Source organism: Rheinheimera sp. UJ63, from assembly GCF_021568285.1.
Classification (GTDB): Bacteria; Pseudomonadota; Gammaproteobacteria; order Enterobacterales; family Alteromonadaceae; genus Alishewanella; species Alishewanella maricola.
Genome location: NZ_JAKGTQ010000001.1, coordinates 280,601 through 306,172, shown reverse-complemented (window position 1 = coordinate 306,172; position 25,572 = coordinate 280,601). Strand labels below are relative to the sequence as shown.

Sequence of the window (25,572 nt, the reverse complement as noted above, 5' to 3'; positions counted from 1 at the left end):
AAATTATTTAGCGAAGTTTTCTGCAGCGAAGTTCCAGTTAGCTAGGGCCCAGAAGGCGTCTAAGTAAGTTGGGCGTGCGTTGCGGTAATCGATATAGTAAGCGTGTTCCCACAGATCGACAGTGATGATCGGTGTCACTGACGCATCTTGGATTGGCGTGCCAGCATTGCTGGTGTTGACGATATCTAAACTACCATCAGCTTTTTTCACTAACCAAGTCCAGCTTGAACCGAAGTTGTTCACGGCTTTGTCGTTGAATGCCGCTTTAAAGGCATCAAACGAACCCCATTTCGCATTGATGGCATCAGCTAATGCGCCGCTTGGTTGGCCGCCAGCATTTGGCGCTAAGCAATGCCAATAGAAAGTGTGGTTCCAAACTTGGGCTGCGTTGTTAAATACGCCGCCTTCACTTGAACGAATGATTTCTTCTAGCGATTGAGTGGCATAAGGTGTGCCTTCAACTAAACCATTTAATTTTACGACGTAGGTATTGTGATGCTTGCCGTAGTGGTATTCCAAAGTTTCCGCAGAAATATGTGGGGCTAACGCATCTTTCGCATAAGGTAATGCTGGTAATTCAAAGGCCATTGTTGCTCTCCGTTAACGTTGTTAAATGTGTCTGCATCGCTTAGACTACAAAACCTGACTAAAATACTCAAGTTTATTCGTTGAGCGATTGGGCTTTGCCACTCGGCTGCTGCCGGGACATTATTATCTGTTTAGCAGATATTGGGTTCTTTCTGAAAAACTCAAGTGCTTGGCGGCCTAATACAGGGTAAAATATTGACACAGTCATGTTAAACCGTGAGGACACTATGGAAACGCTAGATAAAATCAAACAGCAAATCGCTGAAAACCCGATCCTGTTATTTATGAAAGGATCACCAAAATTCCCAAGCTGTGGTTTTTCTGCCCAGGCGTCACAAGCGCTGATAGCTTGCGGTGAGCAATTTGCTTTTGTGGACATTCTGCTGCACCCGGATATTCGGGCTGAATTACCAAAATACGCCAATTGGCCAACTTTCCCACAGTTATGGGTAGAAGGTGAATTAGTGGGTGGTTGCGATATCATATTAGAAATGTTTCAACGTGCTGAATTACAGCCGTTAATCAAGGACGCGGCCGCGCGTCAAAAAGAAACCAGCGCTGAATAATAGCCTGCATGCGAAGCGGCCTCGTTGGCCGCTTCAATGTTATTCGCGATGCGGCTAATCACCTGCTTTTGCCACATCCCTCTGCATCTTTCGTCTTAACTCTTAGGCTTCGTCCGTTGGCGCAGTTAAGGCCTCACTCTCAGCATCGGTTGATTCTTCAGCTAAGGCGTCAGCCAGTGGCCAGCCACCGAGTTGTTGCCAGCGATTGACGATATAGCAAAATAATTCTGCGGTACGTTCGGTGTCATACAAGGCGCTATGAGCCTCTTTCGCATCAAAGGCGATGCCTGCTTGGGCACAGGCTTTGGCTAATACGGTTTGGCCTAAGGCCAGCGCGGCTAAGCTGGTGGTATCAAAAGAAACGAAAGCATGAAACGGCGAGCGTTTATAATTTAACCGGTTTATTGCCGCATTGAAAAAGCCTTGGTCAAACGCTGAGTTGTGCGCCACAATAACTGAGCGCTGGCAGCCTGCGACTTTCTGGGCTTTGCGTACCGCTTTACAGATCTCACCAATGGCTTCGCGTTCATTAACCGCGCCACGAAGCGGATTAAAAGGGTCAATACCATTAAAGGCTAACGAGCTGGCATCAAGGTTAGCGCCTTCAAACGGCTCAACATGAAAATGCAGCGTTTCGCCCGGGAGCAGTTGGCCCGTTTCATCCATTGTCAGTAAATTTACGGCAATTTCTAGCATGGCATCGGTTTGAGCATTAAAGCCAGCGGTTTCGATGTCGATAACTACAGGGTAGTAACCGCGAAAACGGCGAGCCAATAAGGAAGTGGTTTGAGCGGGCATCGTTGCGTTCACAGATAGGTCAATTACCAAAGATGGCGCTATTATGCCAAAAAATACGGCTTAGGTCTTGTGTTAGGCACAATGCTTGCTTAGTTTTTCATAGGGCGCGGTTTGACGTTATGCTGCAGAAGCGTCTTTTGCTGTGATTAAATGATAAATTAAAGGGATTAACCTAAGCCTATGCGTGCTTTAGCCTATGTTTTTTGTACTAGCCTGAGTTTGACTGCGCTTAACTGTGTGGCGGCGTCAACACAATGGCGTCAATATTCTGCCAGCATTGAGCAGTCTAGTTGGCTATTAAGTAAAAATACGCCATTGCAGTGTCAGCTAGAGCATGAGATCCCCAATTTTGGCAAAGCGATTTTTCGTAGCCAAGCCGGTAAAGCGTTGAATATGGATTTTGAACTGAGCATGTTGCGCCTGCCAGATAATTACGATCTCGCCGAAGTGATGTCGGTACCACCGCAATGGCGTGCGGGTGAAAAAACCAAAGCGGTGGCCAGTATGAAACTGTTAAAGCAATTTAACGGTGATCTGCCTAAAAAAGTGGCTTGGACCTTACTCACTGAATTAGAGCAGGGGTTTAGCCCAACGTTTTACTACGCCGATTGGTACAGCCCTTACGATAAAGTGGTGGCCGCGTTAAACCCAGTGCAGTTTCCTGCACAATACCAAGCCTTTAGTCATTGTATCGCAGCATTATTGCCTTACAGCTTTGATGATATTGCCTTTACGGTACTAAGTTATGAGAGCGGCGGCGATCAACTCAGCCGAGAATCTCGTCGACGTTTAACCCAGATAGCGGAATATCTTAAGTATGACAGTGAAATCGAATCGATAGAGTTACAAGGCTATACCGACAGCTATGGCGGACGTTGGATGAACGAACAATTGTCGGTGCAGCGGGCTGAAAAGATTAAAGAATTCTTCATTGCTGCTGGGGTTACTGGAGATAAAGTACAAATCGAAGGTTTCGGTGAGCGTCGGCATGTGGCCGCGAATGAAACCTCATTAGGCCGGGCGGTTAACCGTCGTGTCGTGTTACAAATGGCAAAACCTTAAGCAGGGCCTAGCGGCCCTGAACCATCACAGACACTTCACGCCAGCCATTGCGCTCGGCAATCACCACGCGGATCTGCTGCTGTTCGCGAAAGAAATACAATTGCTTTTGCGTTGCTAAGGTTTTCTGCTGATTAGGCTCACCTAAAGCGGTGATATAAAACAGCAACAAGTCTTGCTGAGTTTGTTGGCTAAAATAATGCAATACCGCCGGCATCTTTGTTTCTAGGCGGGCCATTTCTTGCGCATCATTTGGCAGCGGGATCTCCTGAAAAGCCGGTGCAGCGGCTAATTGCCCTGCGCTGACGCTGAGCAGCAAACCTAGGGTGACAATCCAACTTCTCATAAGGCTTCCTTGTTTAATCAGTAATAGCTTGATTAACCTTAGCAAAGTTTCCGCTGCTTTGACTACTACTGGCGATGAAGTATTTCCAGTGGTACCTGCTGCGCGGCTGGGTTTAGCTAGCGAGCAGGCTGTTGCGAGTATTTTTTATGTTAATGCACAGACGCCTCGGCCAAGCTAAACTAAAGCGTTTTTACTCGCTTTATCTTGCAATACTAGCCTTTGTTAAAGCGATTAGCAGCCAGCTGTGCTATGGCATGGCTGCCCTGCGGTAGCGGTTCTGCCGCCAACTGACAGGCGAGTAATTCCGCCAGTAGCGGTGCATATAATAAGCCTCGAGCCCCTAAACCTGTCATCACCCATAGGTTTTTCAGCGCAGCCATCTGACCGACTATAGGTAAACGATCAGGTACGGTAGCGCGAAAGGCTGCCTTTGCTGAAATGGCCGTTATGGCGGAACTCCAAGCGGGTTGCCCCAGTTGCTGTTGTAACTCGGCAATGTTTTGCTTATCATCTTCTGTGGTTGTTTGAGCGATCTGACCATCACGGTCAAAGGTTGCGCCGACACTGTGCTCGCCTTGCCAAGCTGGCGTGAGATAGCCTTTATGACAGATCACCGTGCGTAACTGACTGATCTCTGGTGCCTGCACATGACTCACTTGCCCTCGGACACGATTAACGGGTAATGCGGCCAGTGGTGCGAGCTGACCAATATCGGCACCGGTTGCCACCAGCAAATGCTCGGCGTTAAAAGTATGCTCTGCCGTTTCGATTTGCCAGCCTGTTGCCAAGGGGTGTAAAGCCGTGACATGGTAATTAAATCGCACTTCAAACCCCTGTTGTTGCTGCAAATGAGCCAGCAACGCTTGGCAAAATGCTTGAGGGCCCAGCCAGCCTGCTGCTGGCAAGAATATGCCGCTGTGCTGCAAGGCAATGCCGGCCAGGCTTGATGCCTCTGCGGCATCGACAAAATTGACCAGGTTATGTGGCCAGCTCGCCTTCGCGGCCATTTTTTGCTGGCGCGTGGCTAAATGCGCTGTGGTAGCGAGATGAAGCATGCCGCAAAACTGCAATGGAAAGTTTAACCCGATAGCATGATAATGCTGATAAAACTGTTTGGCATAATGAAAGGCGTGGCAGTGCAGCAACGAGGCGGCCGTCGGTTGTACTGTTAAGTTGGGATAAAGCGCGCCTTGACGATTGTGCGAGGCACGCTGTGCCACATCCGCATCCGCACAAAGTAATTGCACCTTGATACCGCGCTTTAGCAAAGCGGCTGCGCTGCAAAGTGCTGCCAAACCGCCACCAATAATGGTGATATGACTAATGGCAGCCGTTCGCTGGCTTATGCTGTGCGCTTTTTCTAGCTGGCGCTCTGCCGGTACACTGGCGGTAAGCATTTCGCGTTTACGGCCATAGCCTTTAACTTTTTTAATCTGAAAGCCCGCTTGTTGCAAGCCGCGTTTTACAATACCCGCACAGGTAAAGGTGGCCAGTGTGCATTCAGGAGCGGCTAACCGAAAGAGTTGCTCAAATAAGCTGACTTGCCACATTTCAGGGTTTTTCGAGGGCGCAAAACCATCTAAGAAGATGGCATCAACCTGATGGTCTGTCGGGAATTGGGGTAATAAATCATTAGCGTCACCTAGCCATAAATCCAAAATAACCTGGCCCTCAGCAAACACTAAGCGATGACATCCTGCAACCGCAGGCGGGTAAGCTTCTAATAATGCTTGGCTAAATTCGGCTAACTCGTGCTGACAAGCCAGTGCCTTTTGCAGATCGGTGGCACTGATCGGAAATTTTTCCACGCTACTAAAATATAAACGCTGACAGGGTGCACTTGGATTTTGGGCTCGAAATTGCTGAAAACGTTGCCAACAAACTAAAAAATTGGCACCCGTACCAAAACCTGTTTCCAGCACATGAAAATACGTTTTACTCTGTTGTAACCAGCGTTCGGGTAAGCCATTTTGCTGTAAAAACACGTAATCTGTTTCGCCAAGGCCGCCTTCATCAGAAAAATAGATATCTTCGAAGTCGCTGGCAACGGGGGCGCCTTGCTGATTAAAATGAATGCGAGCGTTGGATAAAGGTTGCATGCTGGAGCCTGTGCAGAAAATTCAACTTGTAGTTTACCTCAGGCTCAAGCAAAATTGAAAACAGAGTACAACTGTTCGCTGAAAGCAGACCAGTTTTTTGCGGAAAAGCCGTAGAATAAGACGCAAATTTTTAATGAGCCTAAATAAATAGGTCTAGGAGACAGAATGAAAAGAGCCGTAATCACCGGTTTAGGTATTGTATCCAGTATTGGTAACAATAAAGCAGAAGTATTAGCCGCGTTAAAAGCGGGCAAGTCTGGCATTAGCCGGGCGGAAGAGTTTGCTACGCTGGGATTACGCTCACAAGTGTGGGGCGACATTAAGTTGGATCCTGCCACCCTGATTGACCGCAAAGCGATGCGTTTTATGGGCGATGCTGCAGCATATTCTTACATTGCCATGCAAGAAGCGATGGAAGATGCCGGTTTAAGTTTAGAGCAAATCTCAGATCCTCGCGTCGGCTTAGTCGTCGGCTCTGGCGGTGCTTCTTCTAAAACACAGGTTGAAGCGGCGGATATTTTACGGGAAAAAGGCGTTAAGCGCGTTGGCCCTTATGCTGTCCCTAAAACCATGTCGAGTACCTGTTCAGCCTGTTTAGCTACGCCATTTAAAATCAAAGGCGTTAACTATTCCATCAGTTCTGCTTGTGCTACCAGCGCGCACTGTATTGGCCATGCCATGGAACTGATCCAACTGGGTAAACAAGATATCGTGTTTGCCGGTGGTGGTGAAGAAGTGCATTGGACACTGGCGATGGAATTCGATGCCATGGGCGCCTTATCCTCTCGTTACAATGAAACGCCAGAACTTGCTTCGCGCACCTACGATGCTAACCGTGACGGTTTTGTGATCAGCGGCGGCGGCGGTATCGTGGTGGTTGAAGAATTAGAGCATGCCTTAGCGCGTGGCGCGACCATATATGCTGAAATCGTCGGCTATGGTGCCACTTCAGATGGCTATGACATGGTTGCCCCAAGTGGTGAAGGCGCCATTCGCTGTATGCAGATGGCGATGCAAGATGTTAGCGCACCCATTGATTATGTGAATACTCACGGCACCAGTACTCCAGTCGGTGATGTCAAAGAGTTAGGCGCGATCCAAGAAGTCTTTGCCGGTAAAACGCCAGCTATTAGTGCAACTAAAGCCATGACAGGCCATGCTTTAGGCGCTGCAGGTGTGCACGAAGCCATCTATTCTATGCTGATGCTACAGCATAACTTTATTGCCCCATCGATCAACATTGGTGAATTAGATGATGCGGCCAAAGGTTTAGATATCGTGACTGAAGCACGTGATGCAGTATTAAATACGGTGATGTCGAACAGTTTTGGTTTCGGTGGCACCAATGCGACCTTAGTGTTACAGCGTTATAACGACGCAAAATAAGCTAATAGGTTGATTTAAAAGGCGCCTAGATGGCGCCTTTTGCTTTGTCAGCGGTGTAATTTTGTTACACTTAACGTCAAAACCAGTGGAGTGCCGATGAATGCAGATTTATGCTGATGAAAATATGCCGTTAGTGCATGAGTTTTTTTCGCAGTTAGGCGAGGTCACAACCTTTGATGGGCGCAAGGTCACGGCTGCACAACTGAGTCAGGCAGATATTTTGTTAGTGCGTTCAGTCACGCCAGTAGGGCCTACGTTACTCGCCGACAATCAGCAGTTGCGTTTTGTGGGTACCGCGACGATTGGCACAGATCATATTGATCAGGCTTACTTGCAGCGTCAAAATATTGCGTTTAGTGCTGCACCGGGCTGTAATGCACAATCGGTAGTGGAATATGTGCTCAGCAGTATTTGGTGTTTAGCCGAGCATTATCAATGGCAGTTAACCGATAAAACGGTCGGTATTGTTGGCGTAGGCAATATCGGTGGGCGCTTAGCGCGGGCGTTAAATGCTTTAGGGATCCCGGTTTTACTTTGTGATCCAATACGTGCAGCGCAAGAGCCGGATTTTCCACACACCGACTTTACAACACTCTGTCAGCAAGCCGATATTGTTAGCCTGCATACCCCCATGCAAAAACAAGGGCCCAATGCTACGTGGCACCTGTTTAATGATGCCACGCTAGCCAGTTTAAAACCGCACTGTGCCTTGATTAACGCCTCTCGCGGCGGAGTTATTGATAACCAAGCGTTATTAGCGGCACAGCAACAGCATCGTCGCCCTTTGGTCCTCGATGTGTGGGAGCAAGAACCTGATATTCTGCAAGCGTTATTGCCTTACTGTGATATAGCAACCGCGCATATTGCTGGCCACAGTGTTGAAGGTAAAGCGCGCGGCACTGAAATGCTGTATCAACGCTGTTGTGAGTTACTGGGTGTCACGCCAGAAATCGCGTTAGCAGCCTTGTTACCTCGGCCTGCTGTAGAAAAATTACAAATTTCTGCTAATTTTGGGCTTCCGGATGTCCAAAGTGTCGCAAGAATGTTATATGATGTGCGGCGTGATGACGCTTTATTGCGGCAACACCTGCAACAACATGGGTTTGACTGGCTAAGAAAGTCATATCCCGCACGGCGCGAATACAGCGCGCTGCAGCTTGTCGGTCAGGCCGTACCTGCCTGGCTTGGCCAATTGGGCTTTAATAGTCAGATTTAAGAGGATGCATCAGATGGCGTCACAATATAATGTCGCAGTCCTAGGCGCGACGGGCTTGGTAGGCCAACATTTAATTGAAATATTAGAGCAGCGCGATTTCCCTGTTGCCCAGCTATTTCCTTTGGCAAGCAGCCGCTCTGCCGGTGGCTCTGTGACCTTTAAAGGCAAAAAAATTACTGTGCTAGATGCGGATACCTTTGATTGGAGCCAAGCTCAAATTGGTTTGTTTTCAGCCGGTGGTAGCGTGTCAGCTATTTATGCGCCAAAAGCCGCAGATGCAGGCTGTGTGGTGATTGATAACACCTCACACTATCGATATGAAGCGGATATTCCGTTAGTGGTGCCTGAAGTGAACCCAGAAGCCATTGCTGATTATCGTAATCGTAATATTATTGCTAACCCAAACTGCTCTACGATCCAAATGTTGGTCGCTTTAAAGCCCATTCATGATGCCGTGGGGATCAGCCGTATTAATGTGGCGACTTATCAATCGGTGAGCGGTGCTGGCCAAGCGGCAGTTGAAGCCTTAGCCCAGGAAACGGCGCAGTTATTAAATGGTCGGCCTTTAGAAGAGGGGGGGCATTTCGCTCGGCAAATCGCTTTTAACGTGATCCCGCAAATTGATGTGTTTATGGATAACGGTTACACCAAAGAAGAAATGAAAATGCACTGGGAAACACAAAAAATTCTTGGTGATAACAGCATTGGTGTTAATGCAACAGCGGTGCGAGTGCCGGTGTTTTTTGGTCATGCTGAAGCGATCCATATAGAAACGCGGATGCCGATTACCGTTGAGCAAGTTAAAGTGCTCTTAGCGGATGCCCCTGGCGTTGTGTTATTTGAAAATAACGCTGATTTTCCAACGCAGGTCAGTAACGCAACAGGCAAAGATGAGGTGTTTGTTGGGCGCATACGGCAAGATATTACGCATGAAAACGGCATAAACTTGTGGGTTGTGGCGGATAATATTCGCAAAGGTGCTGCCACCAACAGTATTCAAATTGCTGAGCACTTAATTCGTGATTATTTATAACGCCGTTTTGGCGGGTTAATTAGGTCACAAATCACAGGGCGCCTTAGGGCGCTCTGTGTTATTTATGGCGGTAAACAGCAGTGCTTGTTGCTATTTACTGGTAAGCCGAAGCTAACTGCATTATATTTGTTGAGTCAGCAGCAGTAATAATGGAACACTGCTTGCATAACATTATCATATGATTTTGCTTTAACGTGAGTCTAGGTGCTCGGCTAAGGAATCCTGATGCCTGTTCGTATAATTTTACTTTTGCTGTTAGTCAATTTTTCGTCGATGGTGCTGGCTCAGTCTGCGCCGACGCAGATCCGTGGCCCGAAAAACGCGGATAGTGTGCTATTGCAAAAGCAATTTGGCCCTTTAACGCCCAGCGACACTCTGTGGCGTATCGCCGAGCAGGTCAAACCTAGCGACAGTGTGACCACATTCCAAGTGATGTACGCACTTTTCATGAAAAACCCTGGCGCGTTTAATGACGCCAACTTCAATCATTTACGGCCTGGTGCCATCTTAATTGTTCCTGAGTTGCGTGAAATTCGTTTGGTTGATCCCGAAGTCGCTCGACGTAAAGCCGATAGCGATGATGCTGAGTGGGCGAAAAAAGTCGCGCGTGATGCCGCGGCACGCGCTAAAGCCCGCGAAGAAGCCAATAAGCCTAATGTGGTGCAGCAACAAACCGCCGCAGAGCTAAATGCTTTAAAAGATCAGTATCAAGACTCTATTCAACTTATTGAAGGTATTGCGCTGGAAAACCAGCAATTACGTGGCTCGCTAGGACGGGTAGAGCAAGAGCTAGAAGGCTTAAAGGCGCAATTAGCCGATGACAGTTTATTACAACAGCAGCTTAATCAGTTACTGCAGCAACAGCAGCAAATCTTGGCAGAGCAACAAGCCCGACGCGAAGCGGAAGAAGCGGCGCAACTCGCCGCCGCCGCAGCTGAAGCAGAAGCCTCCAACTGGCTTAATAATCCAATTACTTGGGCGCTTGCTGCGTCGTTACCTGCTATTTTGTTATTGATGGGTTTTATCGCTTGGGTTAAACGGCGTGGGCGGCAAACCGAAGAAGCGGTAGCGAATGCGATCAAAGAGCCGCAGACCTCGGCAGGCTATAAATCACCGGTGCCACCTATCGACAATAGTCAGGATTTTGACGAAAGCCTGCTCGATATGGATGACGATCTGTTTAGTAACGATTTTGATGAAGCCAGCCCAAGTGCTGTCAGTGCCCTAGATGATAGCCTTGAAGATGATACATTACCGGATTTCAGTGACGATATTTTAATTAACGAGTTAGTTGAGCCAGATCCACTGCGCACGGATATGTTAGATGGCATGGATGATGATCGTTTAGATGTTGATGACGACGCCTTAGATCCTGTAACGCCGGTGCGGGAAGAACACGATATTCAATTAGAAGGCGCGGAAGAATTAAATTTCGACCCGGATAATATTTTGTCGGATACGGATTTATCGGCCTTATTAATGGCTGATGATGACGATGAGGTTATTGAGTTAGCGGATCCGAGTGAGGCAGAAACAGCCCAGTTAGCGGCAGAACCTACTACGCCAGAGCGTGAGACAGCAGATGATTTTGACGATCATATTGAAGAAATTGAAGTTGAGCTGCCTGACGATGAACCAGACGCTACCATGCCGACAATGGATGATGAGCTAGACGAACCGGCAGAGCTGATTGACGATGTGTTGGATAGGTCTGCTGACGAGGCAATCGATGCCGCAACAGACGAACTCGATGCTGATGATATTGACGAGTTACTGTTAGATAATGAGCGCGAACGTTTATTAGCCTCAGAAGCCCGTTTTGATAATTCTGATTTAGATGACTTTGCCGAGCAGTTGGCTGCAGAATCCATTGAAGCGGAGGATGCAGACAGCTTGTCTGCAGATGAAGAGCAATTGAATGCCGAGCTTGATGATATCTTAGAGCAAGCGGCAGCGGAGCAATCACAAGCGACAGCCCCTGAGGTCCGCGATGCAGATATCGATGAATTAACCAGTGAAGCGCTCGATGACATGGATTTAATCGACACCGCTGCACAAGACGACGTTGATGACGTTATTACTGAGCAGGCGGCTGATGATGAGTTAGTGACAGAGTTTGAGCTGCCGGAAGAAACCGATCTAGCATTAGACGATGCGTTAATTGATGATGAGCCCGAGCTTGATGACGTAGCCGATTTGGCAGCAGTCGATGCGTTAATTGATGATGAGCCCGAACTTGATGACGTAGCCGATTTGGCAGCAGACGATGCGTTAATTGATGATAAGCTCGAACTTGATGATGTAGCCGATTTGGCAGCAGACGATGCGTTAATTGATGATGAGCCCGAACTTGATGACGTAGCCGATTTGGCAGCAGACTATGCGTTAATTGACGATGAGCCCGAGCTTAATGAAGCCTTGGAGCTTGCCGCTGCTGAGCAGTTAAGTGACGAACTAAGCCTAGCCCAAGACACCGCATTACCTGCTGTCGACGAGCAGCTGAATGAGCAGACCGCCGCTGATAGCAGCGAAAGCAGCGCTGCTCGAAAAGCCTCAGAGCACGCGGCATCCGCGCAACAGATAGCCGATTTGCTGAACGAAGACGCGGAGTCTGATATTGCCCAGACGCTAACGGCAGAAGACGAGTTTAGCCATAATCTTACGAACTTATTAACTGAACCTGATGACGCGACTGCCGATGATTTGGCAGAACAGCCTGAACCCGCAGCGCTTAATGATGCTGCGACAACGGATACTGATGAAACTGCGGCAGAACCAACCCTACCCGACACATCGGCTGACGAAGAGGCGGATGACAATGCTTTAACAGCGGAATCGTCAGAGCATTTCCCTGATGTCGCTTTAGACAGTGATGCCGAGCCAGAAGGCGATGCAGAATTAGCACTAGACTTAGCTTCAGATGAAGATAATTCGGTCACGCGCCCTTCAGAAGCGGCACTCTCTGTCGAAAACCCCAGTAAAGTACTGGACAGCTATCCTGAATTAGCCATGTCAGACGATACTGCGGATGACGATGAGTTTAGTCAGCTTGCCGAGCAAATTGAGCAATTAACCAATGAGTCTGCTGCAGAATTCAGCGATGAAGAATTCGCTGCAGCCTTAGCTGAGCAGAGTGAAAACGAAGACGAAGATGCTATCCCAGAACTCAGCCCAGAGGAATTTAACCTAACCGAGCTGGAAGACAGTCAGTTCGATTCGTTATTAAATGAGTTAGCGGTAGATGAAAACGTTACCCAAGCAGACAACGATGTTGAGCTGGCTAACGATGCTTTAGCTATTCCTAATGCCGAATCTACAGCCGCGGAGATCAGCGATGAGCCGGCCATTTCAGATGATGACTTTGTCGAAATTGATAATTTGTTATCTGCAATGGAGCATGCTGATGAAGATGAGCAGCGTTTCAATCAATTAAATGTGGATGTTGGCTTAGAGGATTATGCCGGTATTATTGGCGAACATACTAAGATGGACGTTGATAAAGAAGATGAAGGTTTTGCCGGCAAACTGGATTTGATTCGCGCTTACTTAGAAATGGATGAAGCCGAAAGTGCAGAACTGCTGATTGAAGAAATCCTCACTTCCAACGCGCCTGAACACATAAAAGCTGAAGTGAAAGCGCTCAGAGCAGAGTAGGTATAATCGGTTAGCTGCGTTATAATCCGCGCAGTTAACAGAGGGCCAATGATGCGAATTGCGTTAGGTATTGAGTATGATGGCGCCAGCTTTTATGGCTGGCAGCGTCAGCGCGAAGTCAACAGCGTGCAACAAGAAGTGGAACAGGCATTAGCCAAGGTGGCTAATCAGCCGATTGAATTATTTTGTGCTGGTCGCACCGATGCCGGTGTGCATGCTACCGGTCAAGTCGTGCATTTTGATTGCAGTGCTGATCGCGATATGAAAGCCTGGGTGATGGGTACTAATGCTCAGCTGCCTGATCAAATCGCTGTGCGCTGGGCCAAAGAGGTTCCTGATGATTTTCATGCCCGTTTTAGCGCAACGGCGCGTCGTTATCGTTATGTCATCTATAATCATAAATATCGACCGGCCATTTTGCGGGCGGGTTTGAGTCATTACCATCAAGATCTTGATATAGCCTTAATGCAGCAAGCGGCACCTGCCTTGCTGGGCGAACAAGATTTTAGCGCTTTTCGCGCTATGCAGTGCCAATCAAATACGCCGTTTCGAAATGTGCATCACCTGCGAATCGCACGAATAGGCGATTTCATTGTCATAGACATTAAAGCCAATGCCTTTTTGCATCATATGGTGCGTAATATTACCGGCAGTTTATTGGAAATTGGTATGGGCCGCCGCCCTGTAAGCTGGTTAGCTGAATTGTTAGCCAGTAAAGATCGTAATCTTGCTGCTGCAACGGCGAAGCCGGGTGGTTTGTATTTAGTCGAAGTCGATTACCCTGAGCAGTTTGCGATCCCGAAAGTGGCACTAGGGCCGCTGTTTTTACCGGCTACCTAGGCAGATAGCACTGACTACTAAGACCAGTTTTCTGTATTCGACAGTACTCAATATGTGTTTTAATAGCTGCATTTACGCTATATCAGTGTTTTTAACGTATTTTTCCGTCGTTAGCCCTGTGTTATCGACTATGACAGATTAGGAAACCTCTATGAGTTGGTTAGAAAAGATTCTACCTAGAACATCGTCTTCTGGTCGCCGCAATATTCCAGAAGGTGTCTGGACTAAATGTACTTCTTGCGACGCGGTGCTGTATAAAGCGGATCTAGACCGCAATCTAGGTGTCTGTCCTAAATGCGATCACCATATGCGTGTATCGGCTCGTGCGCGTTTACAAAGTTTTTTTGATGCGAGCAGCACTCATGAGCTAGCCGCTGAGCTTGAACCACAAGATCTGCTAAAATTTAAAGACAGCAAGCGATACAAAGATCGTATTGTTGCTGCCCAGAAAGCCACTAATGAAAAAGATGCTATGGTGGTGATGCACGGTACTTTGCATGGTAATCCGATTGTTGCCGCGGCGTTCGAGTTCGAGTTTATGGGCGGTTCGATGGCTTCCGTGGTGGGGGCTAAGTTTGTTGCCGGTGTCGAATATGCTTTAAAGCATAAAGTCCCTTTTGTTTGTTTCTCTGCCAGTGGCGGCGCTCGCATGCAAGAGGCCTTATTTTCTTTAATGCAAATGGCGAAAACCAGTGCGGCATTAGCGAAAATGAGCGAGCAAGGCTTGCCTTATATCTCGGTATTAACTGATCCAACTATGGGTGGTGTGTCTGCCAGTTTAGCGATGCTGGGCGATATCAACATCGGTGAACCTAAAGCGTTAATCGGTTTTGCCGGTCCTCGGGTTATTGAGCAAACCGTTCGTGAAAAGCTGCCAGAAGGCTTCCAACGTAGTGAATTCCTATTAGAACACGGTGCAATTGATATGATTGTTGACCGCCGTGAAATGCGCGATACAATTGCCCGACTTATGGCTAAGTTTATGCGACTACCTGCGCCAGTGGCGGAGCGTGATGCATCCTAGGGATTTATGTCGGTCCAACAATTAAATAGCCAATCGTGCCAAACCCTGGCCGATTGGCTTTGTTATATAGAGCAAAGTCATCCGATTGATAAAATTGAGCTTGGCTTAGATCGTGTGCGGCAAGTGGCTGCTCGCGGTGATTTAGCACAACTGCCTGGAAAGGTTGTGTTGATAGCCGGTACCAATGGTAAAGGTACCACCGCTCGTACGTTAGAGCACTTGCTGCTGGCCCAAGGTTTTACGGTCGGTGTTTACAGCTCACCGCATTTACTGCAGTTTAATGAACGCTTACGCCTCAATGGTACTGATGTCGTTGATGCCGATTGGCTGGCCGCTTTTCAGTTAGTTGAGCAATTACGGCTGGAGGTTCCTTTAAGTTATTTTGAGTTTACGACCTTGGTGGCTTTTGCCATTTTACGCGCTCAGCAACCCGATTACTGTTTAATTGAGGTTGGGCTAGGCGGGCGTTTAGATGCAACAAATATTGTCGATCCGACTATCAGCGTCATCACCACAATTGATTTAGACCATCAAGATTGGCTTGGCCCAGATCGTGAAAGTATTGGTCGAGAGAAAGCCGGCGTGTTTCGTTCGGGTAAAGTGGCTATTTCCGGCGAGTTATTGCCTCCAGCAAGTTTGAATGAGGTGGCCACCGCACTCGGTGCCTTATTTAAACAAGTTGGTAGCGACTTTCATTATCAAGTTAGTGCACAGCAATGGCATTGGCAAGGCTACCAGCAGCAGTTTAGTGACTTACCGTTACCACAAGTGCCAGTACAAAACGTTGCCACCAGTTTAGCGGTGTTAGAACAATTAGGGCAGCTGCCAAGCGAAACCGTGTTAAAGCACAGCTTAAGCACGTTAACCTTGCCCGGGCGTATGCAACAGTTGCAACAAAACCCAACTATTTTGTTAGATGTAGCGCATAATCCGCAATCGGCGGCTTATTTAGCGACGCAGTTACAATTATTACAGCCGCGCTATCGGCAAATTATTGCCTTAGTTGGCATGTTAAAAGACAAAGATATGCGCCAAGCGTTACAGCCCTTGACGTCTTGTGTAACGCAATGGCATCTTGTTAGCTTACCGGGTAACCGCGGCGCCAGCAGAACGCAATTACAGCAGGCATTGGCCAGTGTCGATCAGGCCAGTGCATCTAACGCTATTGAGCATGATTCTGTTGCTCAGGCGTATCAGGCTATCGTCAGTACCTTGCAGCCTACGGATCTCTTGGTCATTTTCGGCTCTTTTGTTACCGTTTCTGCGGTATTGGCGCTTCAGTAGGAGGGGCAATGATAGCAAAATTTAAACATCGGTTATTGGGTACCAGTATTTTGGTGTTGGCCGGCATTATCTTTTTGCCAGATTTACTCGATGGTGAAAAACAAGTCGTCAAAGATGATTTTAAAGTCATTCCCGATCGCCCAGAATTCGTTGGTGTACAACAGGTTCAGCCGTTTCCTGATGATGAGTTTGCGGCCAAACAACAAGCCGCTAACAGCCAGCCGATAGACGATGCCGATGTCTTGGATGACGCTGATAATAGCAGTGACAGTGCTAACTTACCCTCGCAACAATATGCCCAAGTTACCGCCGGCGCAACAGAAGCTGAAAAAGTCGCTACGCCCACTAAAGTTGTTGAAGCGACCCCAAGCACAACGCCAACGAAAACGGCCGTAGCGCTTAATCAAGCTGCATGGGTGGTACGAGTCGGTAGTTTTAGTAATCCGCAAAACGCCAGTGCGTTAGAAGCAAAATTAAGACAAGCCGGTTTTGCCACCTTTACCCGCAGCATTACTAACAGCAATGGCCAGCCGTTAACCAGTGTTTTTGTTGGCCCTGAAGTGCGACGCGAGCGTCTAGAGCAAGGTCTGGGTAAGCTGCAACAATTAACCGGTATTGCAAAGCTGACGATCAGTAATTATCAACCTACGGAAATCAACTGAGTTTGATCGACACGAGCTGTTTCCGTTTGTAATAAACAAACGGATCACTTGTTTATGAACATTCCCTAGCTATTTGGGTCGGCAATTTGTTAGAATGCGCCCCGTCGTTAGGCAACCTTTGGTAGCAAATGAGTTGGGTTGATTTTGTCATCTTGGCGGTCATAGCTCTCTCCGCTGTGATCAGTCTGGTCCGAGGCTTTGTAAAAGAAGCTATTTCTTTGACCGTATGGATCGCGGCTTTCTTTATTGCCAGCTCGTATTACCCCCATCTAGCCAGTTTTTTCACAAATATTTCTGAACCCACGCTGCGTAATGCTTCAGCTATTGCCATTTTATTTATTTGTGCGCTTATTGTGGGCGCGCTGATCAACTATGTCGTTGGCAAACTCGTCCAGTCTACCGGCTTATCTGGCACAGATAGGTTGCTTGGGCTGGTCTTTGGTGCGTTGCGCGGTGTGTTAGTGGTCAGTGCCGTATTATTTTTTATTGACGCCTTTACTCCTGCGGCGGCGGCTGATTGGTGGAGCCAATCTAGCTTGATCCCTGAGTTTGGTTTTATTATTGAATGGTTTTTCGAATATCTGCAAAGCCGTTCTAGTTTTATGCAAAAGCCATAGCCGGCGAGGAAAAATCAATGTGTGGTATTGTTGGAATCGTAGGTAAGTATCCCGTTAATCAGGCGCTGTATGATGGTCTGACAGTCTTGCAACACCGTGGTCAGGATGCTGCGGGTATCGTTACGGTCGATAATAATACCTTGCGCTTGCGCAAGGCCAATGGTCTGGTCAAAGACGTATTTGAGATACGTCATATGCAGCGCCTGGCCGGTAATATCGGAATTGGGCATGTGCGTTACCCTACCGCCGGTTCGTCAAGCACCGCCGAAGCGCAGCCGTTTTACGTTAACAGCCCCTTTGGTATCGCTTTAGCGCACAATGGCAATCTGACTAATGCGCATGAGCTAAAAGACGAAATCTTTCGTTTAGCGCGTCGCCATGTGAACACGACTTCTGACTCAGAAGTGTTGTTAAATGTGTTGGCGCACGAATTAGCCATTCAACCGAATATGAAGCTAGAGCCTGAGCAAATCTTCAAAGCGCTGGCCAATGTGCATCGCAAAGTGCGAGGCGGTTATGCGGCGGTGGCGCTGATTATTGGCCATGGCTTACTCGCCTTCCGTGATCCGAACGGGATCCGCCCCTTAGTGATGGGCAAACGTGAAACTGCGGCGGGTACTGAGTATATGGTCGCTTCAGAAAGCGTAGCCCTTGATGCGGATGGCTTTACCGTATTACGGGATATCTCACCAGGTGAAGCCGTGTACATCACCGAGCAAGGTGAATTACACAGCATGCAGTGCGCTGAGAACCCAAGCTATACCCCTTGTATTTTTGAGTACGTCTATTTTGCGCGCCCTGACTCAACCATCGACAATATTTCGGTTTATGCTTCTCGTGTCGCGATGGGAACTTACCTCGGTAAAAAATTAAAACGGGAATGGTCGCATCTGGATATTGATGTGGTTATCCCGATCCCAGAAACCAGTAATGATGCGGCTTTAGAAATTGCTAACGTTCTTAATTTACCGTACCGCCAAGGTTTCGTGAAAAACCGTTATATTGGTCGTACCTTTATTATGCCTGGCCAAACAGAGCGTAAAAAATCAGTTAAGCGTAAATTGAATGCGATCTGGCAAGAGTTTAAAGGTAAGAACGTGTTGTTGGTGGATGATTCCATCGTCCGTGGCACCACTTCGGGCCAAATCATCGAAATGGCGCGTGAAGCGGGTGCGAAGAAAGTGTATTTCGCTTCGGCAGCACCAGAAATACGTTTCCCGAATGTGTATGGTATTGATATGCCGTCGGCCAATGAGCTCATCGCTCATGGTCATGATGTGGACAGTATTTGTCAGATCATCGGCGCGGATGCCCTGATTTTCCAATCATTGCCTGATTTGATTGCCGCAGTAAGAACAGAAAACCCGGACATTACCCATTTTGAAACGTCGGTATTTGATGGTCATTATGTTACAAACGATATTGATCAAGATTATTTAAATCGTCTTGATCAATTACGCAGTGACGATGTGAAAGCGGCGTCTAGCATGAACATGGCAACTAACTTAGAAACTTACAACGAAGGTTAAACCAAGTTGTTGTTGCAAGCATAAAAAAACGGCTGCAATTGCAGCCGTTTTACTGTCTACCTTGTCTTATTATTATGCGTTTGGTTTTACCATCAGTGGGTAAAAGCAGGGCCAAAGCCCGAGCTCCATAAAATAGCAGTGGCGGCGAGTAAAGTCACTAACAAAATTAAACCTGACGTAACCACCGAGCTGGCATAGATAAAACCGCGCTCTTCAGGAATGTGCATTAAGATAGGCACCCCAACGTACAGTAAATACACTGAATACGTTAAGCCCGCTAAACCCACAACCATCACAAACCATAGTTCAGGGTATAAGGCCGCTAACCCCACCATAAACAAAGGCGTTGACGTATATGACGACAACTCCAGGGTTTGAGTGTAAGTCGGCTCAGCACCAAAAGTATGGGCCATCCAGTGTGCTAAAAGCGCCAGCGCCAGCACGCCAATAATTAAGGCAAAATACATCGCAACAGACAGCATTAAAGCGCTATTTGCGGTTAAAAAGATTTTTTCGCCAACGCCAATGCTCCAGCCTAAATGCACTGCCGAGTAGTACGCGCAAATGGAAGGGATCAAAGCAACCAGTAAAATGTGAATTAAGCTATAGCGTAAACTTTCATGTCTGGCATCAATGGTATGCCATTCTTCTTTTGGATGGGCGTAGATGCCCCATAAATGGTTTAGAATCATCGTTATTATCCTTATTATTGAAGCGCCTTGTGCGGGAACTTAAAAAATTTACCCGTATTAAAGTTATGGTTGAATAACGCAGATTCGTCAAGGTCAATGTTGAAAAATTCAACAGTTCATGTCGATGCTGGAGCACATTGCTACCTTCGGGTATACTGCGCAGCGTGTTCAATCAGTAGACCGCCTTATGTTAAGCCACGAATATCAGATCTTATTAGCGCCCATTCAGCAGTTTTTGCACTGCAGTACGCCTCAAACTTGGTTAAATGAAGCAATGCAACCGGCTCGTTTACCGATGCTGTTAACTGATCATCTGATTTGTGAGTTAAAAGCGGCGCAATCCGCGATGTATCTGATCCGGCGTTATGCGGTAGATGAGCAAAGTGCTGAGGCCTTACTGCAATGGCTGAAACCTTATGAAGACTTTACTTATCGCCAGCAGGGCACATGGCAAGCCTTAGCGGATATCAAACTGAAAAAGTCGATGCTACCGAAATCGAATTCAGCTTATGGCCAAGAACTTATCGATAAGATGGTGTTGTTAATTAAAGAAGAGTTACATCATTTTTATCAAGTGCTTGAAGTGATGCAGCAACATGATGTGCCTTATGAAAAAATCACCTCTAGTCGCTATGCCCGCGGTTTGTTGCGTCATGTTAGCACTTATGAGCCAGCGGCTTTGATTGATAAGCTTATTTGTGGTGCCTACATCGAAGCACGTTCTTGTGAGCGTTTTGCTACCTTAGCGCCGCATTTGCCTGCGGATATTGGCCAGTTTTATCTGTCTTTGTTGCGCTCAGAAGCGCGGCATTATCAAGATTATCTGCAACTGGCAGAGCAAATTGCTGGGCAGGATATCAGTGCGCGCGTAGCCTTTTTTGGTGAAAAGGAAGCCGAGTTAATTTTATCCGCGGATAACGACTTTAAATTTCATAGTGGAAGCCCAGTGTCTGAGCTTATGGCGCAAGCGGGTTAAAGACCAGTTGCCAGTGATCGGCGGTTACCTTGAGATAACTGCTTTGACTATACCAATCTCCCAGCACATAGCGCAAAGCGGGTTGGTTGTTGACGGTTAATTGATGTACCGCAGGGCGGTGTGTGTGGCCATGGATCAGATGTTGTACGGTATACTCGGCCATTATTTTAGGCACTTCGGTTGGCGTAACATCCATAATGTTGGCGCTACCCATTGTTTGATAACGTGCTTTGGCTATAGCGCTTTTGGCGCGCGCTTTGCGGGCTAAAGCTTGCCGAATAAAAAGGGGTAACGAGAGCATCAATCGTTGCCACCAAGCTTGATCCCACCAACGTCGAAACTTTTGATAAGCCACATCCATCGTGCATAAGCTATCGCCATGCATGATGAGGGTGGGGGTCCCGTAAATATCAATGACCTGCTGTTGCGGTAATAAAATTAACCCCGCACGTTTGGCATAGTGTTGTTTTAATAAAAAATCACGATTGCCATGGATAAAGTAAATCGGCGTGTGCTGACTGAGCGGTTTTAACACCTGGGCGACGGTGTCGAGTAACGGTTCGGGATTATCGTCACCAATCCAGACTTCAAACAGATCGCCTAAAATATACAGTGCATCGGCCGCTGGCGCTTGCTGCGCAATAAACTGTAAAAAGGCCTGAGTAATATCAGGCCTTTCTGCTGATAAATGCAAATCTGCAATAAACAGCGTGTGTGACATGGTTTAGTCGTTCAGCTCAGCACGTTCAATCACTACTGGCTCAACCGGTACATCGCTGTGACCAGCGTTACGACCCGTGCGTACCGCTTTGATTTTTTCAACCACGTCCATACCTTCAACCACTTCACCAAATACACAGTAACCCCAGCCTTGAGCGTTTTCAGCACTAAAGTTTAAGAAGCTATTATCCGCAACGTTGATAAAAAACTGTGAGGTGGCAGAATGCGGATCGCTGGTGCGCGCCATAGCGATGGTGCCTTTGCTGTTCGCGACGCGGTTGTTAGCCTCGTTTTTAATGGTTTCTTTTGTCTCTTTTTGCTGCATATCTGCAGTGAAACCACCGCCTTGGATCATAAAGCCGTCAATCACCCGGTGAAAAATAGTGTTGTCAAAAAAGCCATCTTTCACGTAGCTAATAAAGTTAGCCACGGTCACCGGTGCCTTGTCAGCAAAAAGATTTAATTTAATCACGCCAAAATTAGTATGTAAGCTAACCATCATTTTTTCCTTATCATTACAGATGCGCCATTCTAACGCACTGCCGTCAAATCATAAAGCAAGGATAGCGGCTAGCATCTGCCAATGCTAAACTAATCGCCGCATTTTGCTGTTAATGATTCATATTTTCTGTCAGAGGACATAATGTTACAGATATACAATACCTTAAGCCGCCAAAAAGAAGTCTTCAAACCTATCATTCCGGGGAAAGTGGCCTTGTATGTTTGTGGCATTACCATTTACGACCACTGCCATGTAGGGCATGCCCGCACTTATGTTGCGTTTGATGTCATTAATCGCTACTTACGTTTTAGCGGTTATGACGTGACCTATGTGCGAAATATCACCGATGTTGACGACAAAATTATTAAGCGCGCGGCAGAAAACAACGAAAGTTGCGATGCTTTAACCGCACGCTTTACCGCGGCAATGCATGCCGACTTTGCGGCTTTAGGGTTATTACCCGCCGATATTGAGCCGAAAGTGACCACTCACATGGCCGAGATTATTAGCCTGATCGAAACCTTAGTTGCCAAAGGTTATGCCTATGTTGCAGCAGATGGCGATGTACTGTTTGATGTCAGTAAATATGCTGAATATGGTGCGTTAAGCCAACAAAACCTAGATATGTTACAAGCCGGTTCTCGGGTAGAAGTGGCGCAAAATAAAGATGATCCATTAGACTTTGTGTTATGGAAAGGTACCAAGCCGGGTGAGCCGTTCTGGGCTTCACCTTGGGGCAATGGTCGGCCCGGTTGGCATATTGAATGTTCTGCCATGAGCGCTAAGCATTTGGGCGAACATTTCGATATTCATGGTGGCGGTTCAGACTTACAGTTTCCTCATCATGAAAATGAGATAGCACAATCTACCTGTGCCCATGGCCAAAAGTACGTCAATACCTGGATCCATACTGGTATGGTGCAAGTTGATAAAGAAAAAATGTCGAAGTCACTTGGCAATTTCTTTACGGTAAAAGATGTATTAGCTGAATATAATGCAGAAGCGGTACGTTATTTCCTACTGTCTAGCCATTACCGTAGCCAATTAAATTACTCTAAAGAAAACTTAGAGCAAGCACATGCCGCGCTAGGACGACTTTACACTGCGCTGCGTTCAGTAACGCCAAGCCATAGCATTGATTTGGCCAGCCCATATATTGTGCGTTTTAAAGCCGCGATGGATGATGACTTCAATACGCCTGAAGCTTTGCCGGTATTGTTTGAATTAGCGCGTGAGGTGAATCGCTTTAAAGAGGCTGAGCCAGCAAAAGCCGCAGAGCTAGCGGGTTTGCTGACACTTTTAGCGGGCGTACTGGGCTTGCTGCAGGGCGATGCCGAAACCTTTTTACAAAGTGGCGCATCAGATAGCGATGTGGCAGAAATTGAAGCGTTAATTGCCCAGCGCAATGCGGCTCGTGCCGCTAAAGATTGGGCCGCGGCTGACGCGGCTCGCGCTGAATTAACCGCTAAAGGCATTATTGTTGAAGATAAAAATGGCGTGACCAGTTGGCGCAAGGCTTAAAACGGTCATTGCACCATAAAAAAACCGCCGATGGCGGTTTTTTTATGGCAACTGTCACCGTTATTTACTGTCGTGATAAAGCTCACACGCTTCTAACGTGTTTTCAATTAAACTGGCTACGGTCATTGGGCCAACACCACCAGGGACAGGTGTAATATAGCGAGCCAATTTAACCGCTTTAGCATATTCGACATCACCTACCAGTTTGCCACTGTCTAAGCGATTGATGCCGACATCAACGACCAGAGCACCGGGCTTGATCCAATCACCAGGAATAAACTCAGGCCGACCTACGGCGACAACCAATAAATCCGCACGACGCACTTGCTCTTCTAAATTGCGGGTAAATTTATGGCAGACCGTTGTTGTACAACCGGCGAGGAGCAATTCCAGAGCCATAGGGCGACCGACTATATTAGATGCACCCACGACAACCGCATCCATACCTTTAACGTTTACGCCGGTACTTTGCAGTAACGTCATAATACCTTTAGGGGTGCAAGGGCGAAGGGCTGGCATACGCTGCGCTAAGCGGCCGATATTATAGGGATGAAAACCATCGACATCTTTGTGCGGGTGAATATGCTCTAAAATAGCCGAAGCGTCTAACCCTGCCGGCAAGGGCAGTTGTACTAAAATACCATCGATGCTGTTGTCATTATTTAACGTATCGATAAGCTCCAACAATTGTTGTTGCTTGGTTTCAGCCGGAAGATCGTAAGATACCGAATGAAAACCCACTTCTTCGCAGGCTTTGCGTTTGCTGCCAACATACACTTGTGAGGCTGCATCAAGCCCAACTAATACAACGGCAAGTCCGGGAGCTCGTTTTCCGGCTGCTACGCGAGCGCGTACCTGAGCGGCGACTTTGTCTTTTGTTGCGTTAGCAACGGCTTTGCCATCTATTATTTGTGCTGTCATGCCTGCTGATTTCCTAGGAACTAAAAAGAGCAATATTTTCGCACAGCTGCCAAAAGAACGCTATCATCGTCCGTAGCAAACATGAATAACCGCCAGCAAGGGGCAATTAGGTTCAAATAATAGCCAATCAGCGTAAATACCTAAAAAAAGGTTTGACGGTGTGCATGGCGGGCGTTAATATTCCGCCCCGTTGCAGCGATGTAACGTTGTCGGTGATTGGCGCAGCTTGGTAGCGCACTTGGTTTGGGTCCAAGGGGTCGCAGGTTCAAATCCTGCATCACCGACCAATTTTAAATTGGTTAGATTATATGCTTAGTTTGGGTGTTATCGATGCAAGACGTCGAAGGTTCAAATTCTGCATCACCGACCAATCTTAATTTACAAAATTAAGAGAGTCCCAGATAGGCGTTTGACATGTGCGCCCGTAGCTCAGCTGGATAGAGCAACGGCCTTCTAAGCCGTGGGTCATAGGTTCGAGTCCTATCGGGCGCGCCATTTGGTGCAAAGTTTCAAATTGTGGTGGTTGTAGCTCAGTTGGTAGAGCCCCGGATTGTGATTCCGGTTGTCGTGGGTTCGAACCCCATCATCCACCCCATCCCCTTGTCGGTGATTGGCGCAGTTTGGTAGCGCACTTGGTTTGGGTCCAAGGGGTCGCAGGTTCAAATCCTGCATCACCGACCATTCTCCCCTAAGTTTTAAATTTCCTAGACAAAAATCTCATATCATCATAATTTCTGATGCACAGTTTTGTGTTCATTCATGCAGTCGCAAGTTTAAATTCTGCATCACCGACCATTCTCCCTAAGTCTTAAATTTCCTATACAAAAATCTCATATCATCATAATTTCTGATGCGCAGTTTTGTGTTCATTCATGCAGTCGCAGATTCAAATCCTGCATGACCGACCATTCTCCCTAATTTTCAAAATTTCCGTATCAAAATCCCACCTTACAATAATTTTCATGCACATGTTTGTGTTCACTCATGCAGTCGCAAGTTCAAATCCTGCATCACCGACCATTCTCCCTAAGTCTTAAATTTCCCGAATCAAAATCTCACATTACAATAATTTTCATGCACATGTTTGTGTTCATTCATGCAATCGCAGGTTCAACTCCGGTACCCCCGACCATTTTTATTTGTTACGCAGCTTCATTAGATATTCTCTCTTTAGGTCGCCGACCGGTTGATTTGATCATGCAAATGCGGGTTAAACACATGCCGTATCAGCACAACTGCTTTGTCTAAAACAAATGCTTTAATTAAGACCCAAACACCTCGCACAGCACATTTAACGAGCATTTGTGTTTATGCTTGCCATGGTAATTGACATTTGCTGGGCAGTTTTACTGCTCTCACTGAGCCCGCTTCGTTTGCACGTTTTAATGCTCATGGCTGAGTACCTAGGGCTAAATGCTCAGGGTTTTTAGTAGGGCATTAAATAAGTTAAATTATCGCTGTATCCAGTGTGCGTTAAATCCCGATGCTTGCGGCAAAACTTAATGTTGAAGCCATGTATTTTAATCGCCACACAGTGCT

Annotated in this window: 22 protein-coding genes and 4 tRNA genes; 18 read left to right on the top strand and 8 right to left on the bottom strand. The window is 47.2% G+C overall.

The annotated features are described in order from the left end of the window. Positions 1–3 precede the first annotated feature (3 nt). Positions 4–588 (bottom strand): superoxide dismutase [Fe], encoded by a 585-nt coding sequence (sodB, locus tag L1N97_RS01395; protein WP_229585525.1) that lies wholly within the window; start codon positions 586–588, stop codon positions 4–6. Between the two features lie 227 nt (positions 589–815). Here sodB and grxD point away from each other — a divergent pair, with 227 nt between their 5' ends. Further along, positions 816–1,154 (top strand): Grx4 family monothiol glutaredoxin, encoded by a 339-nt coding sequence (grxD, locus tag L1N97_RS01390; RefSeq protein WP_229585549.1) that lies wholly within the window; start codon positions 816–818, stop codon positions 1,152–1,154. Between the two features lie 102 nt (positions 1,155–1,256). Here grxD and rnt read toward each other — a convergent pair whose 3' ends face one another. After that, positions 1,257–1,952 (bottom strand): ribonuclease T, encoded by a 696-nt coding sequence (gene rnt / locus L1N97_RS01385; RefSeq protein ID WP_236128611.1) that lies wholly within the window; start codon positions 1,950–1,952, stop codon positions 1,257–1,259. Between the two features lie 180 nt (positions 1,953–2,132). Here rnt and L1N97_RS01380 point away from each other — a divergent pair, with 180 nt between their 5' ends. Continuing rightward, positions 2,133–3,014 (top strand): flagellar protein MotY, encoded by an 882-nt coding sequence (locus tag L1N97_RS01380; protein ID WP_236128610.1) that lies wholly within the window; start codon positions 2,133–2,135, stop codon positions 3,012–3,014. Positions 3,015–3,021: 7 nt separating this feature from the next. Here L1N97_RS01380 and L1N97_RS01375 read toward each other — a convergent pair whose 3' ends face one another. Both L1N97_RS01375 and mnmC read right to left on the bottom strand, forming a co-directional pair. Beyond that, on the bottom strand, positions 3,022–3,357 hold the full coding sequence (locus tag L1N97_RS01375) for a hypothetical protein (protein WP_236128609.1): 336 nt from the start codon (positions 3,355–3,357) through the stop codon (positions 3,022–3,024). A 212-nt stretch (positions 3,358–3,569) separates the two neighbouring features. Continuing rightward, entirely contained in the window at positions 3,570–5,456 is a 1,887-nt protein-coding gene (gene mnmC, locus L1N97_RS01370) for a bifunctional tRNA (5-methylaminomethyl-2-thiouridine)(34)-methyltransferase MnmD/FAD-dependent 5-carboxymethylaminomethyl-2-thiouridine(34) oxidoreductase MnmC (protein ID WP_236128608.1), read from the bottom strand. Positions 5,457–5,621: 165 nt separating this feature from the next. Between mnmC and fabB the strand changes: the two genes are divergently transcribed. The 10 genes from fabB to purF all read left to right on the top strand — a co-directional run bounded on the left by fabB (position 5,622) and on the right by purF (position 18,701). Continuing rightward, positions 5,622–6,842 (top strand): beta-ketoacyl-ACP synthase I, encoded by a 1,221-nt coding sequence (fabB, locus tag L1N97_RS01365; RefSeq protein WP_236128607.1) that lies wholly within the window; start codon positions 5,622–5,624, stop codon positions 6,840–6,842. A gap of 100 nt (positions 6,843–6,942) precedes the next feature. Then, on the top strand, positions 6,943–8,058 hold the full coding sequence (locus L1N97_RS01360) for a 4-phosphoerythronate dehydrogenase (RefSeq protein WP_236128606.1): 1,116 nt from the start codon (positions 6,943–6,945) through the stop codon (positions 8,056–8,058). A 13-nt stretch (positions 8,059–8,071) separates the two neighbouring features. Then, entirely contained in the window at positions 8,072–9,091 is a 1,020-nt protein-coding gene (locus L1N97_RS01355) for an aspartate-semialdehyde dehydrogenase (RefSeq protein ID WP_229585533.1), read from the top strand. Between the two features lie 225 nt (positions 9,092–9,316). Continuing rightward, complete coding sequence (locus tag L1N97_RS01350) at positions 9,317–12,745, top strand: FimV/HubP family polar landmark protein (RefSeq protein WP_236128605.1); 3,429 nt, start codon at positions 9,317–9,319, stop codon at positions 12,743–12,745. A gap of 51 nt (positions 12,746–12,796) precedes the next feature. Then, complete coding sequence (gene truA, locus L1N97_RS01345; RefSeq protein WP_226749776.1) at positions 12,797–13,585, top strand: tRNA pseudouridine(38-40) synthase TruA; 789 nt, start codon at positions 12,797–12,799, stop codon at positions 13,583–13,585. A 151-nt stretch (positions 13,586–13,736) separates the two neighbouring features. Then, a complete protein-coding gene (gene accD, locus L1N97_RS01340) occupies positions 13,737–14,609 on the top strand; it encodes an acetyl-CoA carboxylase, carboxyltransferase subunit beta (RefSeq protein WP_226749777.1) in 873 nt (290 codons plus the stop codon). Positions 14,610–14,615: 6 nt separating this feature from the next. Then, positions 14,616–15,893 carry a bifunctional tetrahydrofolate synthase/dihydrofolate synthase gene (gene folC, locus L1N97_RS01335; RefSeq protein ID WP_236128604.1) on the top strand — a complete coding sequence of 426 codons (1,278 nt, stop codon included), beginning with the start codon at positions 14,616–14,618 and terminating at the stop codon, positions 15,891–15,893. Positions 15,894–15,901: 8 nt separating this feature from the next. Next, complete coding sequence (locus tag L1N97_RS01330) at positions 15,902–16,555, top strand: SPOR domain-containing protein (protein ID WP_236128603.1); 654 nt, start codon at positions 15,902–15,904, stop codon at positions 16,553–16,555. A gap of 128 nt (positions 16,556–16,683) precedes the next feature. Beyond that, positions 16,684–17,172 carry a CvpA family protein gene (locus tag L1N97_RS01325; protein ID WP_226749780.1) on the top strand — a complete coding sequence of 163 codons (489 nt, stop codon included), beginning with the start codon at positions 16,684–16,686 and terminating at the stop codon, positions 17,170–17,172. Between the two features lie 17 nt (positions 17,173–17,189). Next, the gene (gene purF, locus L1N97_RS01320; protein ID WP_236128602.1) at positions 17,190–18,701 is read left to right on the top strand and encodes an amidophosphoribosyltransferase; all 1,512 of its coding nucleotides are present in this window, start codon (positions 17,190–17,192) and stop codon (positions 18,699–18,701) included. Between the two features lie 92 nt (positions 18,702–18,793). Here purF and L1N97_RS01315 read toward each other — a convergent pair whose 3' ends face one another. Continuing rightward, positions 18,794–19,393, bottom strand: a complete 600-nt coding sequence (locus L1N97_RS01315; protein ID WP_226749782.1) for a Yip1 family protein — start codon at positions 19,391–19,393, stop codon at positions 18,794–18,796. Between the two features lie 187 nt (positions 19,394–19,580). Here L1N97_RS01315 and miaE point away from each other — a divergent pair, with 187 nt between their 5' ends. Continuing rightward, complete coding sequence (gene miaE / locus L1N97_RS01310; protein ID WP_236128601.1) at positions 19,581–20,369, top strand: tRNA isopentenyl-2-thiomethyl-A-37 hydroxylase MiaE; 789 nt, start codon at positions 19,581–19,583, stop codon at positions 20,367–20,369. On the opposite strand, the gene L1N97_RS01305 is transcribed toward miaE, so the two are convergent. Both L1N97_RS01305 and L1N97_RS01300 read right to left on the bottom strand, forming a co-directional pair. Further along, positions 20,350–21,090 carry a UDP-2,3-diacylglucosamine diphosphatase gene (locus tag L1N97_RS01305; protein ID WP_236128600.1) on the bottom strand — a complete coding sequence of 247 codons (741 nt, stop codon included), beginning with the start codon at positions 21,088–21,090 and terminating at the stop codon, positions 20,350–20,352. The two genes, miaE and L1N97_RS01305, sit on opposite strands and share 20 nt — an antisense overlap. A 3-nt stretch (positions 21,091–21,093) precedes the next feature. After that, positions 21,094–21,588, bottom strand: a complete 495-nt coding sequence (locus L1N97_RS01300) for a peptidylprolyl isomerase (RefSeq protein WP_226749785.1) — start codon at positions 21,586–21,588, stop codon at positions 21,094–21,096. Between the two features lie 144 nt (positions 21,589–21,732). Here L1N97_RS01300 and cysS point away from each other — a divergent pair, with 144 nt between their 5' ends. Then, positions 21,733–23,112, top strand: coding sequence for a cysteine--tRNA ligase (gene cysS, locus L1N97_RS01295; protein WP_229585540.1), 1,380 nt, complete (start codon positions 21,733–21,735; stop codon positions 23,110–23,112). A 60-nt stretch (positions 23,113–23,172) separates the two neighbouring features. Here cysS and folD read toward each other — a convergent pair whose 3' ends face one another. After that, a complete protein-coding gene (gene folD, locus L1N97_RS01290) occupies positions 23,173–24,033 on the bottom strand; it encodes a bifunctional methylenetetrahydrofolate dehydrogenase/methenyltetrahydrofolate cyclohydrolase FolD (RefSeq protein ID WP_226749787.1) in 861 nt (286 codons plus the stop codon). A gap of 210 nt (positions 24,034–24,243) precedes the next feature. Here folD and L1N97_RS01285 point away from each other — a divergent pair. From L1N97_RS01285 to L1N97_RS01270, 4 genes are all read left to right on the top strand, one after another. Further along, positions 24,244–24,320 (top strand) — tRNA-Pro (locus tag L1N97_RS01285). A 131-nt stretch (positions 24,321–24,451) separates the two neighbouring features. Continuing rightward, positions 24,452–24,528: transfer RNA gene (locus tag L1N97_RS01280), tRNA-Arg, on the top strand. Between the two features lie 24 nt (positions 24,529–24,552). Then, positions 24,553–24,628: transfer RNA gene (locus L1N97_RS01275), tRNA-His, on the top strand. 9 nt (positions 24,629–24,637) lie between these two features. Further along, positions 24,638–24,714: transfer RNA gene (locus tag L1N97_RS01270), tRNA-Pro, on the top strand. Positions 24,715–25,572: the final 858 nt, after the last annotated feature.